The 14,053-nt window shown below is 61.4% G+C and carries 14 protein-coding genes and 1 pseudogene; 1 reads left to right on the top strand and 14 read right to left on the bottom strand.

The window, feature by feature from the left end; genetic code table 11:
- The 6 genes from GSM73_RS12455 to GSM73_RS12430 form a co-directional block, all read right to left on the bottom strand.
- Positions 1-752, bottom strand: a 752-nt coding sequence (locus tag GSM73_RS12455) for an ABC transporter ATP-binding protein (protein WP_256676885.1), incomplete at its 3' end; no start/stop codon positions are given.
- The gene (locus GSM73_RS12450; RefSeq protein WP_047226470.1) at positions 749-1,543 is read right to left on the bottom strand and encodes an ABC transporter permease; all 795 of its coding nucleotides are present in this window, start codon (positions 1,541-1,543) and stop codon (positions 749-751) included. The genes GSM73_RS12450 and GSM73_RS12455, both read right to left, overlap by 4 nt.
- Entirely contained in the window at positions 1,540-2,361 is an 822-nt protein-coding gene (locus tag GSM73_RS12445; RefSeq protein ID WP_160892814.1) for an iron ABC transporter permease, read from the bottom strand. The genes GSM73_RS12450 and GSM73_RS12445 overlap by 4 nt, the downstream gene beginning before the upstream one ends.
- 48 nt (positions 2,362-2,409) lie before the next feature.
- Entirely contained in the window at positions 2,410-3,414 is a 1,005-nt protein-coding gene (locus GSM73_RS12440) for an ABC transporter substrate-binding protein (RefSeq protein ID WP_160892720.1), read from the bottom strand.
- Positions 3,398-4,417, bottom strand: coding sequence for a LacI family DNA-binding transcriptional regulator (locus GSM73_RS12435; RefSeq protein ID WP_160892718.1), 1,020 nt, complete (start codon positions 4,415-4,417; stop codon positions 3,398-3,400). The genes GSM73_RS12440 and GSM73_RS12435 overlap by 17 nt, the downstream gene beginning before the upstream one ends.
- Before the next feature lie 100 nt (positions 4,418-4,517).
- Positions 4,518-5,729 carry an MFS transporter gene (locus GSM73_RS12430; RefSeq protein WP_160892716.1) on the bottom strand — a complete coding sequence of 404 codons (1,212 nt, stop codon included), beginning with the start codon at positions 5,727-5,729 and terminating at the stop codon, positions 4,518-4,520.
- Between the two features lie 152 nt (positions 5,730-5,881).
- Here GSM73_RS12430 and GSM73_RS12425 point away from each other — a divergent pair, with 152 nt between their 5' ends.
- The gene (locus GSM73_RS12425; RefSeq protein WP_160892714.1) at positions 5,882-6,763 is read left to right on the top strand and encodes a LysR family transcriptional regulator; all 882 of its coding nucleotides are present in this window, start codon (positions 5,882-5,884) and stop codon (positions 6,761-6,763) included.
- A 41-nt stretch (positions 6,764-6,804) separates the two neighbouring features.
- On the opposite strand, the gene GSM73_RS12420 is transcribed toward GSM73_RS12425, so the two are convergent.
- From GSM73_RS12420 to GSM73_RS27260, 8 genes and pseudogenes are all read right to left on the bottom strand, one after another.
- Positions 6,805-7,584, bottom strand: a complete 780-nt coding sequence (locus GSM73_RS12420; protein ID WP_160892712.1) for an SDR family NAD(P)-dependent oxidoreductase — start codon at positions 7,582-7,584, stop codon at positions 6,805-6,807.
- A gap of 75 nt (positions 7,585-7,659) precedes the next feature.
- On the bottom strand, positions 7,660-8,922 hold the full coding sequence (locus GSM73_RS12415; RefSeq protein ID WP_160892710.1) for a TIGR02270 family protein: 1,263 nt from the start codon (positions 8,920-8,922) through the stop codon (positions 7,660-7,662).
- The gene (locus tag GSM73_RS12410; RefSeq protein WP_160892709.1) at positions 8,922-9,638 is read right to left on the bottom strand and encodes a hypothetical protein; all 717 of its coding nucleotides are present in this window, start codon (positions 9,636-9,638) and stop codon (positions 8,922-8,924) included. The genes GSM73_RS12415 and GSM73_RS12410 overlap by 1 nt, the downstream gene beginning before the upstream one ends.
- A gap of 560 nt (positions 9,639-10,198) precedes the next feature.
- Positions 10,199-10,619, bottom strand: a pseudogene (locus GSM73_RS12405) (DUF4150 domain-containing protein); the annotation flags it as partial.
- Positions 10,619-11,659, bottom strand: coding sequence for a hypothetical protein (locus GSM73_RS12400; protein WP_160892812.1), 1,041 nt, complete (start codon positions 11,657-11,659; stop codon positions 10,619-10,621). The pseudogene GSM73_RS12405 and the gene GSM73_RS12400, both read right to left, overlap by 1 nt.
- Entirely contained in the window at positions 11,656-12,768 is a 1,113-nt protein-coding gene (locus tag GSM73_RS12395) for a DUF2169 domain-containing protein (RefSeq protein WP_160892707.1), read from the bottom strand. The genes GSM73_RS12400 and GSM73_RS12395 overlap by 4 nt, the downstream gene beginning before the upstream one ends.
- A gap of 15 nt (positions 12,769-12,783) precedes the next feature.
- On the bottom strand, positions 12,784-13,230 hold the full coding sequence (locus tag GSM73_RS12390) for a DUF6484 domain-containing protein (RefSeq protein WP_160892705.1): 447 nt from the start codon (positions 13,228-13,230) through the stop codon (positions 12,784-12,786).
- 18 nt (positions 13,231-13,248) lie between these two features.
- The coding region (locus GSM73_RS27260) for a type VI secretion system Vgr family protein (protein ID WP_372241379.1) at positions 13,249-14,053 on the bottom strand (805 nt) is incomplete at its 5' end.

The following is a 14,053-nucleotide window of genomic DNA, read 5'->3' as shown; positions in this document are numbered from 1 at the left end:
TGGGGCGTGTGCTCGATCACCGAAAAAGCATTGAGATTGCCGACAAAACGGGCGACGAACGCGTTGGCAGGTTGCTGATAGATGTCCCGCGGGCTAGCCAGTTGCGCGACGCGGCCATGCTCCATGACCAGGATGCGATCCCCCAGCGCCATGGCTTCACCCTGATCGTGGGTGACGAACACGGCGGTAATGCCCAAACCGCGTAGCAACTGGGCCAATTCGCTGCGCAGGCGTTCACGTAATTGCGCATCCAGTGCCGCCAACGGTTCGTCGAGCAGCAATACCCGGGGCCTGGGTGCCAGGGCGCGGGCGAGGGCGACTCGTTGGCGCTGACCGCCGGACAACTCGTGGATACTGCGCTTGCCGTGATCCTGCAAGCCGACAAGTTCCAGCAACTCCAAACAGCGCTTGTTACGCTCGGCGGGTGACACACCGCGAACTTTCAGGCCGTAAACAATGTTGCCGGCCACATCCAGATTGGGAAACAGCGCATAGTTCTGGAACACCATGCCCACGTCGCGACGTTCGATGGGGAGGCGGGTGACGTCGCTGTCGCCAAAAAATACCTGGCCCACGTCCGGACGCTCCAGACCCGCGATCAGGCGCAGGGTGGTGGTTTTACCGCAACCGGACGGGCCGAGGATCGCCAGGGTTTCTCCAGCCTCAATGGTCAGGTCCAGGTCATGTACGGCAACGGTGCCGTCAGAGAACGCCTTGCGACAACCCTTCAGGCGAATAGTGGTTCCGCTCATCGATTTGCTCCACGGGAAAGGCGCGCGCTGATGGCCTGCAATGCAACAAGCAGCGGCACAATCATCAACAGGAATATAAGGGTGTAGGCGCTGGCAACTTCCAGCCTGGCCGAGGCATAGCTGTCGGCCAGGCCCACCGGCAAGGTTTTGGTCATCGGGGTATGGAGCATCCAGGTCAGGTTGAACTCACCCAACGACAGGGTGACGACCATCAAGACCCCGGCGAGAATCCCCGCCCGACAGTTGGGCACCACCACGCTGAAGAAGCGCCGGACCGGCCCGGCACCCAGGCTCGCGGCGGCTTCTTCCAGGATCGGCAGGTGCTGGCGTTGCATCACCGCCATCACCGGGCGCACCAGAAATGGCAGAGTGAACAGCACGTGGCCGACGAGAATGAATAACCAACTGCTGCGAAACCCGCCGAACTGACCATAGGTGAGCAGCAATGCCAAGGCACTGGCCAGACCGGGCATCGCCACCGGCAACACCATCAGTTCCTCGAACGCGCGGCTAAAGCGGTTGTTCATCCGTACCAGGGCGTAAGCCGCCGGCACACCCACCACACAGACACACAGCGCACAGGCGGCGGCCAGTTGCAGGGACAGCCAGACCGTCGGCGAATACGCCTGCCAGACCTGCAGCAGCCAGTCGAACGTCAGGCCGCTGGACAGCCCTTGGAAGTAATTGCGCGTCAGCCCGGCCAGCAGTGACATCACCACAGGCACCAACATGAAAGCGCACACCAGCAAGGTAAACACCAGTTGCCCGACAAACAGCGTTGAGCGTTTCACAAGACTGTCCTCGAATCTTTGGCCAGCCGCCGGGCCAGCAACAGAACCGCCCAGGTCGCCAGCCCTAACACCACCGACAGCGCAGCGGCCACGGCGAAATTGGCGTAATTGGTAAACACGTTGTAGATCGCCACCGGCGTCACGTTGAGCCGGGTACCCAGGGTGAAGGCGGTACCGAACGCGCCCATGGAGGTGGCAAAGCAAATCGCCCCGCAGGAGACCAATGCCGGCGCCAGGCCAGGAACAATGACATCACAGAGCACACGCCAATGACTGGCCCCCAGTGAACGAGCGGCCTCTTCCAGGCTGCGATCCAGGCTTTCACAGGCAGCCATCACCGTAAGAATCACCCGCGGAATCGAGAAGTACAGGTAGCCGATGCACAACCCCATCAACGAGTAGGCAAAAATCCAGCGCTCACCCACCAGGCCGAGACCCAGGGTGGCGAACAAGCCTTGGCGACCAGCCAGCAGGATCACCAGAAAACCAACGACCACGCCGGGAAATGCCAGCGGGAAGGTCAACAAAGCGACAAGTACCGAACGGCCGAGGAAACGTTGGCGACTGAGAAAGAACCCACTGAAGCCGCCCACCAACAGCGCCGCGAGGGTCGTTGCCAGTGCCAGCAGGCAGGTCTGCGCCAGACTGCCCAGGTATTGCGCGCTGCTCAGCACCTGCCAATAGCCGCTGTCGCTACCATCGCGACTTTGCCCACCGAGCAAGACCAGGTGCGCCAGCGGCAACAACCAGAAGGCGAACAGCACCGCCGCCGCGGGCGCAAGCGCCCAGGCAGCGGTCGGCCGCAAGCGCGGCACCATGGCCCAGCCCGACCGTACGTCTCGGGCTTTTACTGCCGAGACGGTCACTTACTTGACCTCGCTCAGATAACGTGCGGAAAAGGCTTCCTGCGCCGCGGCCATCTGCTCGTAGTTGACCACACCGGCCCGGGCGTAATCGCTGTCGGGCAGGAACTGCGCGGCGACATCGGCAGGCATTTTCATTGCCCGCACCGGTCGCAGGTACGCCTTGGCCCAGAGCGCCTGGCCTTGCTCGGACAAAACGAAATCCAGGACCTTCTCGGCGTTGGCCCGATGGGGGGCGTTGTCGACGATGCTCATCACGTAAGGCACGCTGATGCTGCCTTCCTTGGGAATCACAAAGGCAACGTTGGCCTTGTCTTTGTAACGAGCCCGATAGGCGTTGAAGTCGTAGTCCACCAGAATCGGCAACTCCCCGGACAGCACCCGCGCATAAGCCGTCTGCTTGGGCACGATCGGTGAGTTTTTCGCCAGCTTTTTGAAGTAGTCGATGGCTGGGGCGAAGTTATCCAGATTGCCGCCCATGGCCTGGTTGATCGCTACCGCCGAGACGTACCCAACGAAAGCACTGGACGGGTCAAGGTAGCCGACCATGCCTTTGTACTCAGGCTTGAGCAGGTCGGCCCAGCTTTGCGGCACGGGCAGACCGCCCAGCGCATCGACGTTGACCATGATGCCCAGGGTGCCGGAGTGAATGGCAAACCAGTGTCCCTCGGGGTCCTTCAAACCCGCCGGGATCTGCTCCCAACCCTTGGGTTTATACGTGCCGACCACCTCGGCTTTTTGCGCCTGCAAACCGAACGTCACGCCGTAATACACCACGTCCGCCACCGGCGCGGCCTTCTCGGCGACCAGTTGCGCCAATGCCTGTCCAGAGTTCTTGTTGTCCAGCGGAACCTGCACGCCAGTGGTATCGGCAATCGCCTTGAGCTGCGTGCCCCAGTCGGCCCATTCTGGTGGACAGTTGTAGCAAATCGCCGCTTCGCCGGCATGAGCCAAGGTGGCCGCGCCGCATAACAGCAGTGTCGCCAGGGTTTTACGCAAGTGGAACATCAAGCGTCTCCTCGTAGGGTTGAGTACTTTCGCCCGGCCGGATATGACAAGGCAGGCAATGGGAAACCGGGGTGGCGCCAGCGATCTGCGCCAACAATTGATCAATCACGGTGCAGGCCAGTGCCTCGATGGGCTGAACAACACTGCACAGCGTCGGATGCATCTGGGTGCCGAGGGCGATGCCGTCAAAACCGATGACCGAGAGTTGCCGAGGCACTTGCCAGCCGTTGCGGCGCAGTTCGGCGATCAAGCTGATGGCCAGCAAATCGTTGGAACAAACCAGCGCACTGAGCGCCTGGGGGCCATGCAATAACGGCTCGATGGCGGCGAAGTCAGCCTGGGTATGGGCGGGCATTTCAATCACCGGCAGGCTGGCGAGACCGGCTCCATGCATTGCCTCGCAATAACCGGCATAACGCAGGCGAGCACGGTCCGATTGCAGGGCAGGGCCGGCGACCATGCCAATCCGAGTGTGCCCGGCGTCCAGCAGATAACGGGTGGCAAGCTCCATGCCGGCGCGGTTGTCCACCGACACCGCGCTGTAATCCGGATTACCCGGCTGGTGATAAGCCAGCACAAAAGGCGTGTCCTCGCTGTCCAGGCTTTGCAGCACCCGGTTGCTCTCGGCGTCGGTTACCGTGAGGACCAGCCCATCGACACGCTGTCGCAGCAACTCCTCGACGACCGCGCTTTCGCGCTCGCTGCTGTAATCGGTGGTTGCCAACAACAGGTTGTAACCATGCACGCGTGCAGCACGCTCCATCGCCTGAAACTGTTCGGCGAACACCGGATTGAGCAGGTTGGGCACCACGACACCGATCAGCTTGGTCACTTGCAGGCGCAGTTGGCGACCAAGACGGTTGGGCCGAAACCCCAGTTGGCGCGCTGCGGCGAAGACCTGTTCACGGGTAGCCGGACGGACCACTTCAGGGGAGGCAAAGGCTCGCGCCGCGGTTGCCCGCGAAACCCCTGCCAGCCGTGCAACTTCTTTCAAATCAGTCATTGTCACTCGCTTGAGATCGATCTCATTGGCGAGGACAGTACTCAGAATGTATGGCGTTTCGACGACGCAGTGATGACGATTTGATGTCAGTTGCTGCTATCTATCGTTGAGGGTCTGCTGCAAACCCATACTGCCGGGCGGACCACACCACCGCCAACGTCAGCAGCAAGAGCGCGACCAGCACAGGCGCAAACGCAACGACACCCAGATGATCGAGCAGGATGCCCCCCACGATCCCGCCGCCGGCAATGGCGACGTTCCAGGCCGTGACCAGCATCGACTGGGCGAGATCCGCCGCGTCTCCGGCCGTCTTGGCAATTGCCGTTTGGAACAACGTCCCGGCCCCGCCAAAAGCGACTCCCCAGGCCGCCACGGCGGTGTAGATCGCAGCAAGGCTGTCGCTCATGGCGCCCAGTGTCAGGGCCGAGATGGCGAAAAGTGCCGTGCTGGCAAGGGTCAATGCCCGTAGATGGCGATCGATCAGCACGCCGACGACCCAGATGCCCAGCAACGAGGCGCCCCCGAAGACCAGCAGCACCAGGTCGATCCGCTCGCCCAGGCCTGCCGCCATCAGGAACGGGGCGATATAGGTAAAGAGAATGTTGTGCGCCAGAACAAAGGCCAGCACCACACACAGCACCGAGCGAACGCCTGGCAGGATGAAGACCTGGCGCAAGGCAAGGCGTTTGTCGGTGGTTTGCCCGGGAAAGTCAGGCACTTTGAGTCGCACCCAGACCATCAAGGCGACGGCGAACAAACTCATGATGGCGAAGCTCATCCGCCAGCCGATCAAATTACCGAGCAAAGTGCCGGCCGGTACGCCCAAGGATAACGCCAAGGGTGCGCCGACCATGGCAATTGCAATCGCCCGACCTTTCTGGCTCTCGGGCACCATGCGGGCGGCATAACCGGCCAACAAGGCCCAGAGCAGCCCGGCCGATACGCCACCCAGCAAGCGGGCAACGATCGTCAAGCCGTAATGGGACGAAAACGTTGTGACCGTATTGGCCACGGCAAAACCGGCAATCGCCAGCAGCAAGAGCGACCGGCGCCGCATGCCTTGGGTCGCGGCCGTCAAGGGAATGGCCGCCAGCAAGGACCCTATCGCATAGACCGTGACCAACTGGCCGGCGAGGGCTTCGGAGATCGCCAGCCCTTCGCTGATCTGGGAGAGAAGGCCGGCGGGCAAGGCTTCGGTGAGAATGGTCACGAACGCCGCCAACGCGAGGGCGAACAGTGAACCGATGGGGAGCGGCGCAGCGTCTTGAACGACCTCGGCATCGGCGTCGATATGGGTATTGGCAATCGTCATGTGTCACCTGCTTGGCGCGCTTCTGACGCGCCGGATGGCGGCGTCAATCGCAGATTGATAAGTGTCGACTACGGTAAGTGCCGCTCTTTGGCGAGACAAGAATGCTAGAGTGCGCAACACATCGGAAAAAATGTCCGCAATGGGAGCCTGGCGTGGAATCACTGAGCGGGATTGATTTTTTTGTTCGCGCGGCCGAAACCCGCAGCTTTTCAGAGGCGGGCAGGGCGCTTGGCATTTCGTCTTCGGCGGTGGGTAAAGGCGTGGCCCGGCTCGAGGAAAGGCTGGGGGTGCGGCTGTTTCATCGCAGCACGCGCAGTATCACGCTGACGGCAGAAGGGACGCTTTTCCTCGAGCGTTGCCGACGCATTCTCTGCGAAGTCGAAGCGGCCGAACTGGAACTGTCGGAAACCCGCAAAGCGCCGCGGGGCAAATTGCGCGTGAGCTTGCCTCTGGTTGCAGATTTGGTCATGCCGACGCTGATGGCTTTCATGCGCCGCTACCCCAGTATCGAATTGGACCTGGATTTCTCCGACAGGCTGGTGGACATCATTGAGGAAGGTTTTGATGCCGTCATTCGGACCGGAGAGCCAAACGACTCCCGGCTGATGTCCCGCCCGTTAGGCGCGTTCAAGCTCGTCGTGGTCGGTTCGCCCCGGTACTTCGCCGAACACGGCACACCGCAGGTGCCGGCGGATCTGCTGCGCCATGCCTGCCTGCTATACAAATTTCCCAGCACTGGCAGGCTGCAGGTCTGGCCGGTGAACGGGCAAGGGCAGTCCGATCTCAACCTGCCGGCCACCCTGGTCTGCAACACCACCGAGGCGTTGCTGTACGTCGTGCGTGATGCATTGGGGATTGCCTGCGTACCGGATTTCACCGTGCGCGATGCCATCGTCGCCGGTGAGCTGGTCACCGTCCTCGACGAGTTCAATCGGCATCAGAGCACCTTCCGCATGCTCTGGCCCTCAAGCAAGCACCTGGCGCCGAAACTGCGGGTGTTCATTGATTTCATGAGCAGCGAATTGTTCAAGTGACTCACGGGGATATGTCCCAACCCTGTAGGAGCCTGTTCAGATCAAGGGGCCTTGTTCTCGACCAAACAGTTTCCGCCATCCACCACGATGACTTCGCCAGTGAGGTAGCTCGCCTCTGAAGACGCCAGGAAAGCAACCACTGCAGCCACCTCTTCGGGACGTCCGGCCCGGCCCATCGGCGTGTAACCTGCCGCCTTGGCTTCCTCGGCAGTGGTCGACCCTGTGCTGATCCAGCCGGGAGCGACGCTGTTTACAGTGATCCCTTGCTGGGCGACTTCAAGCGCCAGGCTCATGCTCATCCCAACCATCGCGGCCTTTGCGGCGCTGTAAGCCGCTTCGCCGGGGTTACTGCAGCGAGTGCCGGTAGTGGAACTGATGTTTACGATGCGCCCGTAACGGCGCGCCCGCATGCCGGGCAGAACGGCCTGTGTAAGCAGGAAAGCCGTGGTCAGATTTCGCGCCAGGGTAAGGTTCCAGGTGTGCAGATCCATGGTTTCCAAGTCGGAAAAAAACTCCGGGCTTCCTTGCATGGCCATGCCCGCGTTGTTGACCAGAATATCGATCTGCCCCCAGAGGGACTCTGCCCATGGGATAAACTCACGCACCTGATGCTCATCGGTAAGATCGATGGCCCGCCCTTGGACTTCGAATCCTTCGGCACGCAGTTCTGCGACCCGATCATTGATTCGCGCACTGCTGGCGGTGACGATCAGTCTGGCACCTGCAGTCCCCAGTCTGCGCGCGATGGCCATGCCAATCCCAATCTCACTTCCAACCCCGCTGACAAGGGCCACAGGGTTCTGTCCGGTTGCGTTTGGCATGGTGTCTCCAGAGGGATGTAAGTAATGATCAGGGGTCGCAGCCTGAGTTGCTTTCGAGCTATATAACCACCCTGATCAACGCCCGAACACCCCCGTCCTCCCCAACAACTGCTGTTGCCGCCAGGCCGGTGCGCTGGTGGGGAAAAGCACTTCGTTCGGTCGAAAACGGGCGACACCGCAGGCGGCAGCGATGCGCTGGCGTTGCTGGCCGTGGGCAAGGGCCTGCCGAAAACTGGCTTCGCTCTGCATTTGTCCCAGCACATAACCGACGCCTGCCTGGAAATCACCGCCATGGGCCTGCCACCAAGCGGTGATGAGCTGCGGGTCGGGCCAGGGTAGATTTTCGTCGGGGTCCATCGCCACGTTGGTGTCTTGCGGGTCATCGTTCGGGCCGGCGTCGAAATCGGGCAGGTCCTGCAACTCCAGATCAAGCAACGCCAGGTCAGCGCCGGTGATCAGGCTGAAGGCTTCACCGGCGACCCGGGCATAGGGCAGGTCGCTCATTTGCTGGATCAACCACGGTACACAGACCGGATCGCCCAGCAGCCCAAGGGCCTGGATGCCGATGCGCCGATCCCTGGGATCCTGTACCAACTGGCGTATCCAGGCGATGCTGGGCTCGCGTTCCTGCCAGGCCAGCAGTACGCAGAGCGCGCGATACTGGAACTGGCCCGGTTGCCCGGCGAATTGTCGCAATGGCTCCAGGGCTTGCGCGTCGCCCATCTGTGCGGTGGCCCAGTTGGCCCAGAAGCGCGTGGCGGCATCTTCATGCTGGCGGTGGGTACGAATCGCCGGGAGCAGGTCACGCCGGCGCAGTTCACCGGCGGTACGGGCGGCACGCGCCAGCACGTTGGGGGCGGCATCGGAAAGTCCGGTAAGCAGCGCGGGGCCAGGGTCGTGGCGATGCATGCCGCAGGCGGCCAGGCCGAGGTGGCGGAACAGCGGGGTGGGAGAGGCGAGCATACGGTCGATCCAGGGCGATACCCGTTCCCAGTCAAGCCACCCCAGGGCCATCAGATAACCGCGTTCTGTTTCCGGCGCATGTCGTAAGTGTTCGCTAAGGCACGACAACATTTTCCCATCGCCCGACTCGAAGGCCAGCACCACACAGGCAAACATCTCGCCGACAGCGTCTGGTCCGATCTGGGCCAGCAAGGTGTCGTAGCCCGCCTGGCCAGCGATGGCCAGGCCGTCGAGGTGCGCCTCGATGCGCAGGTCGAGTTTGCGCAGCTCTTGCAGGTCGTAGTGCGAGGCGCGTACGGCGAAGCCGCGAAGCATGCTGAGAAAAGAGACTTCCTCGGCGTGAAGGGCGACCGTCTGAGCCACCACGCCGTCCATCAATCCTTCCACACGAACCGCTGGATCATGTCCAGCACGGTATAGCCGGCCGCATTGAAACAGCGCGGATCATCTTCGGGCAATTCCCACAGCTCACGCATCCGCTCCGCAGACAAATAGCGCTCGCGCACCCCGGTGATCGATCCCGGTCTGAGTCCGTGGAGACTCATTTGCGGCGCAGTGAGGCGCTGCATGATTTCATCCAGCGAGATGCTGTGGAACTTGCCCTGATCCGCAAGCAAGATGAATGCTTCGACATCCACCTGCCGCACGACCGTCATGCACACGGCCAGGAAGTCGCGCTTGACCTCGGCATCGAACTGGCCATCCGTACCGTCCTCGAACTCAAAGATTGCCGGAAACGCACGGTCGCTGAAATTGAACTGGAGCCCGCCGCGATCCGTTCCTTCGCCATCAGGAAAACTGCACAGTGCCGCGAAATAACGTCCCTGTCCGAGCCGTAGCTCTACCTCCAGGCTCAGCCAGGGATACCGCTGCAGACATTGTTCCAGAGACACACAGTCGGTCGCGATCGAGGCAGTATCGAGCCATTCGCCGGAAACAGGGTCTACCACTAACTCTGACACACAGTCCGGCAATTTCGCGGCCATGATGTGTCGGAGCTTCAACGCCGTGATCACGGCCAGCAACTTCTCTCTCAGACTGTCCCGAGGTAGCGAAGGGAAGTGGATCGATATCGGATACGAAAACGCCATACGCTAGTGCTCCTGAATCTTTCCCGACATGTGTGGCTTGTTTTCCTTCCCGAACTTATTTTCCAGGTTACTCCGCTGGCCTTTCGGGACGGCGACGTGCACGACGGTTCCCGGGCCAAACACATCCGGTCGCTGTGCCAACTGTTCTTCCCGCTTGAACTGTGAGAGCCCGACCTGGCCCCAGCTCGCCTTGCACTCCTTGACCACACCCTCGCGCGTCACCACGTCGAACTCCTGGATCACCAGGCCGCAGTCCCGGCAGGTTATTTTTACCGCCACTTCCTTCGCCTGGGTCTGCTCAGCCACTTTTACCTCGAAGCGCTCACCCTTGATCAGGGTGTCGTATTTCAGCGCCGCCTCGAACAGTTCCTGCTTCTCATTGGGGCTATTCGCCTTGTTGGCCTTGTCCACCATTCGATCCAGCTTTTGCTCCCTGCGCTGCTGCAATTTTTTCTGTCGACTGATGCGCACCTGCTGGTTGATCTCGTGTTCGTCCTTGGGTGGGTCACGCTTGAGGTTGGTATGAGGGCAGGACGAATCCTGGGCGACGCCGTCAGTGGTCGGCCCTGGGGGCGTCTGCGCTGGCATCGACGCATGATTGTGTGTGGTCAGGTCCAGGTGCCGGTCGACGTTCTGCCCCTCGAACTTGACGTCCATCGACCATGAGACGAAATACACCTTACCCTTGATCTTGCTGGTGACTATACCTTTCTTGGGCGCGTTGCCGGCCTCGTCCCCGGTGCTGGTTTTGAAGTAGCTCTGGTCTTTGAGCATGACTTCTTTGCCACTGATCCTGACCGTTCGGCTGCCGCGCGACGTGTCTTTCGCATAACCGGTATTCGGATAGGGGATGGGTACACCCAGCGGGGTAGGCGGCGCCTGGGGTGGAGTGAAGCAGACATCCGGAAACCTGGCGATCGATACTCCGTCCCCCGCCTTGCAGGAAATCTCCCGATTGTTGGCAAAAACCTCATTGGCCATCAGGCAGCCCTCACGGTCTGGTAGCTGAGTAGCGCGGCGGCGCGCTGGCCGGCGTCGTTGCCCAGGTGGCAGAAGATGTTCGGCCCTTCGCCATAGCCCTTGCGACTGGCGGCCAGTGCCACGGCGAGTATCACCGGGCCGATGGCGGCGCCGACTTCGCCGATGCAGTCGGCCGGATGCCAGAGATGAAAGAACTCTTTGCGTATCCGCAGGCTGCGGCTCAGGGCCAGAGAGGCTTCCTTGAAGTAGTACTGTTCGCCGGAAATATCGGTCAGACGATAGTCCATCTGCTCCAACCCGCAGCCGGCTTCGTTCAGCGCAGCGCGTATGGCCTGGGTCAGGCCTTCAGCGCGCAACGGAATCTCTTCGGCCTCCACCGTGGCCGGCTCCATGCCAAAACCGAGGCCGATACAGGCCAATTGCGGCTGTTCGCTGGCAAAGGGGGCGGCGATCACCACGGCGGCGGCCCCCTCGCCGGGAATAAAACCGTTGGAGTTCTGACTGGTGAGCAGGCGTTCGCGCTCTTCGAAGGCGGCCAGGGTCGTTCCGTCAAGAAACGAGTCGACGCCGGCAATCAGCACGTGGCGATGGCCGCCCTGATAAATCAGCGTGCGCGCATTGAGCAGGGCCACGGCGGCACTGACCCGGCCACGGGCGATGATGGAAGAGTCGGGATGAAAATGCAGGCCCAGTTCGGCTTCGATGGCGTGCAGCAACCCCTGATCGAGACCGGCGAGGCGACCGGGACGCTCGGCTTCCGCGACACCCAGCAGCAGCGGCGTCTTGTGTGGATCGACCCCGGGGGTGCTCTGCAGTGCCTCGGCGATTGCTTGGCTGGCCATCTTGATCAGCTTGGTGCGGCCGAGCCACGGTTGTTCCAAGGGCACGCTGGCGGCGATCAGCCATTCGCCGCCACTGTCGATAAAGCGGGTTTCCTGGAAGTTGTCGATGGCGCAGCGGATCGCCGCGCAGCTTGCCGGTGCGCTGAGGCCGACAGCGCTGACCATGCCGGAGCCGATGATGCAAAGAGCGCTCATCAGAGCGTTTCCTCGGGGGCACGCTTGGCTTTGACCAAGGCACCGAGCGACGGGTAGTAGTCCTTGCCCAGCTCACGAGCGCGCCACCAGCCCGTGGACACAGTGCCGACCAGCACTTGGGCAATCTCGAACATGTTGCGTCGAAGCGGACGAGACACACGCCAGGTCAACTGCACCTGGCGAGCGTCTGTGTCGATCAGCAGAGTGTCGATCACCGCGTGCACCGTCTCATGACCGCCTTTTTTCAGGAAAAAGGTCACCGGAACGTCCATTTTGGGAATGCGAAAACCTGCGCGCTCTTGGGCGGTGAGGTTTAGCAGCAGCACCTCTTCGCCGCCGCGCAAGTAATCGAGCTGCTGATCCTCAGGTGCTGCCTGAAAATAGCGGTTGTCGAAATCCCCTGGCAAAAACGGAAAGCAGTCGGCCAGCCAGGCATCGTCATAAGTCCCGGCGTAGCGGACACGTTGCGGCCAGCTACGCCCGAGTGGGCCGAGGGCCATGGGGCGGAAGTCGCCAAAGGGGCTGTCGATCGGCTTGCCCAGTTCCTCGGTGTTCGGCATGGGCATGCCGACGATGTTGGCGCTATTAATCCGGCGTGAGTACCAGCCGCAACCGTTTGGGTTGTCCGGGTAGCAGTCATGCATTTGCGGTGCATTCGCCACGGGATGAGAGCCACCATAGGCCTGGGCGTAGGAGATGCTCTGTTCGGTAAAAGGTTGCGGCAAGCCGGGAGATACGTCCAGGAGCCCTTGTTGCCATTGTCGGGGGCCGAGAACGGAAAAAGCCTTGCTCACCCGACCGACGCGAATGCCGGCGGCCAACTGCGTTACCGGCCGCCCACCGGGTGCATAGGCCTTGCCACACACCAGCACATCGCAGCATGGTTTGACCGGAGCGAAATCCATTTCCTGCAACGGGGGGCTCAGACCAGGCTCGCCGAGGAAGGTATCGGCCATCAGCAGCGGTTGCTGGGTCTCTGCAAGCGTCGCGGTGCGGCCGTCCAGCGGCAGATTGAACGTACCTTTGGCCACCACGACCAAGGATTCGCGGCCATCGGACCCCAGGCCCAGGGTATAGGCAGCAAGCAGTTTGCTGGCGTTGAGCAGTTCCATAGGCCGCTTACCTGTCTAATTGATTTGCACCGAACCACCCTTGATGCGGTTGACCCCGCTGGAACGGCTGGACAGGTAGGCGCCCTGGATGATCACTTTGCCCGCGCGGGTCAGGGTGATGCTGGCTTTGCCGCAACGCAGGACGATCTCGCGCTCGGCGCTCAGCTCAAGACGTTGCTCATCCAGCCGCACGCTGGCGAAGGGCGCTGGTGAGGCCGGCGCGCCGAGCAGAAGACCGATCACCAGTGGACGGGCCGGGTCGCCGCCTTCGAACATCAACGCCACCTGACAACCGATGTCCCCAGGGCTTAGCAGCGCAGTGTTACGTGCAACGATGCCACTGCTGTTCGCGCAACCTGGGTAAGTGACCGTGGGCGCGCTGGCGTGCGGCAGGTCGAGCAGGGTGCCGATGACGACTGTGTCTATGCGGGCCTGGTTGGGGAAGGGGTGTTGAACCGTCATAGAGATATCTCCACTGTTCTAGTTCTGCAAAATCTTCTGTCCCTTGATCACCACGTTCCTGTTGGCCTTGACGTTGATGACGCCGGAGCCGTCGATGGTGATGTTCTTGCCGCGAATCATGATGGTGCCGTCCTTTTTCAACGTGATGCTGGCATCGCCCGTGGTCAGGCTGATGGAGTCGCCGGCGTTGAGGACAAAGTTCTTGCCAACGTCCAGGCTGTCGTTCTGCTTGATGTCGGTGGTGCGGTTGCGGGCGACGTCACGGGATTCGTTCTGGCCGATCTGGGTACTCTGGTTGCCATTGATCTCGATACCTTCGTTGCCTTTGACCGTTTCGTTGCGGTTGCCGGTGATGCCGATGGTCTCGTTACCGCCCACGTCCTCGGTGCGGTTGCTGACGATGGTGATGCTTTCGTTGGCACCGACCTTTTCCGTGCGGTCCGCACCTATGGTGATGGTTTCGTTGTTGCCGACGGTTTCCTTGCGGTCGACGCCGATCTTGATGGTTTCGTTGTTGTCCACGGTCTCAGTGCGGTCGTGTTTGACGTGCACGGTTTCATCGTTGTCGATGGTCTTGCTGCGGTCGTGGCCGACCCAATGGGTCTCGTCGTTCTCGACCTCGATGTCCTGATTCTTCTCGGCGTGGATAAACAGTTGTTCCGCGCCTTTCTTGTCCTCCATGCGGATCTCATTGAAGTTGGCCTGTGAGCCGTCCTTGCTTGAACGACTTTTCACGCCACTCTGAGTGGCATTGGCTGGCAGCTTGTAGGGCACGGTCTGTTCGGCGTTGTAGACGCGACCGGTGATGATCGGCCGGTCGGGG

The sequence above is a fragment of the Pseudomonas sp. PICF6 genome, assembly GCF_009831705.1.
GTDB classification, from domain to species: domain Bacteria; phylum Pseudomonadota; class Gammaproteobacteria; order Pseudomonadales; family Pseudomonadaceae; genus Aquipseudomonas; species Aquipseudomonas rhizophila.
Note: the sequence above shows the minus strand (reverse complement) of the source record. Positions and strands in the feature narration are given on the sequence as shown.

What these genes read in the sequence shown, in the direction of transcription:
- GSM73_RS12435 (WP_160892718.1), bottom strand. Translation starts at nt 4,417, where the DNA reads ATGACTGATTTGAAAGAAGTTGCACGGCTGGCAGGGGTTTCGCGGGCA.
- GSM73_RS12430 (WP_160892716.1), bottom strand. Translation starts at nt 5,729, where the DNA reads ATGACGATTGCCAATACCCATATCGACGCCGATGCCGAGGTCGTTCAA.
- GSM73_RS12415 (WP_160892710.1), bottom strand. Translation starts at nt 8,922, where the DNA reads ATGGACGGCGTGGTGGCTCAGACGGTCGCCCTTCACGCCGAGGAAGTC.
- GSM73_RS12440 (WP_160892720.1), bottom strand. Translation starts at nt 3,414, where the DNA reads ATGTTCCACTTGCGTAAAACCCTGGCGACACTGCTGTTATGCGGCGCG.
- GSM73_RS12410 (WP_160892709.1), bottom strand. Translation starts at nt 9,638, where the DNA reads ATGGCGTTTTCGTATCCGATATCGATCCACTTCCCTTCGCTACCTCGG.
- GSM73_RS12395 (WP_160892707.1), bottom strand. Translation starts at nt 12,768, where the DNA reads ATGGAACTGCTCAACGCCAGCAAACTGCTTGCTGCCTATACCCTGGGC.
- GSM73_RS12390 (WP_160892705.1), bottom strand. Translation starts at nt 13,230, where the DNA reads ATGACGGTTCAACACCCCTTCCCCAACCAGGCCCGCATAGACACAGTC.
- GSM73_RS12420 (WP_160892712.1), bottom strand. Translation starts at nt 7,584, where the DNA reads ATGCCAAACGCAACCGGACAGAACCCTGTGGCCCTTGTCAGCGGGGTT.
- GSM73_RS12445 (WP_160892814.1), bottom strand. Translation starts at nt 2,361, where the DNA reads ATGGTGCCGCGCTTGCGGCCGACCGCTGCCTGGGCGCTTGCGCCCGCG.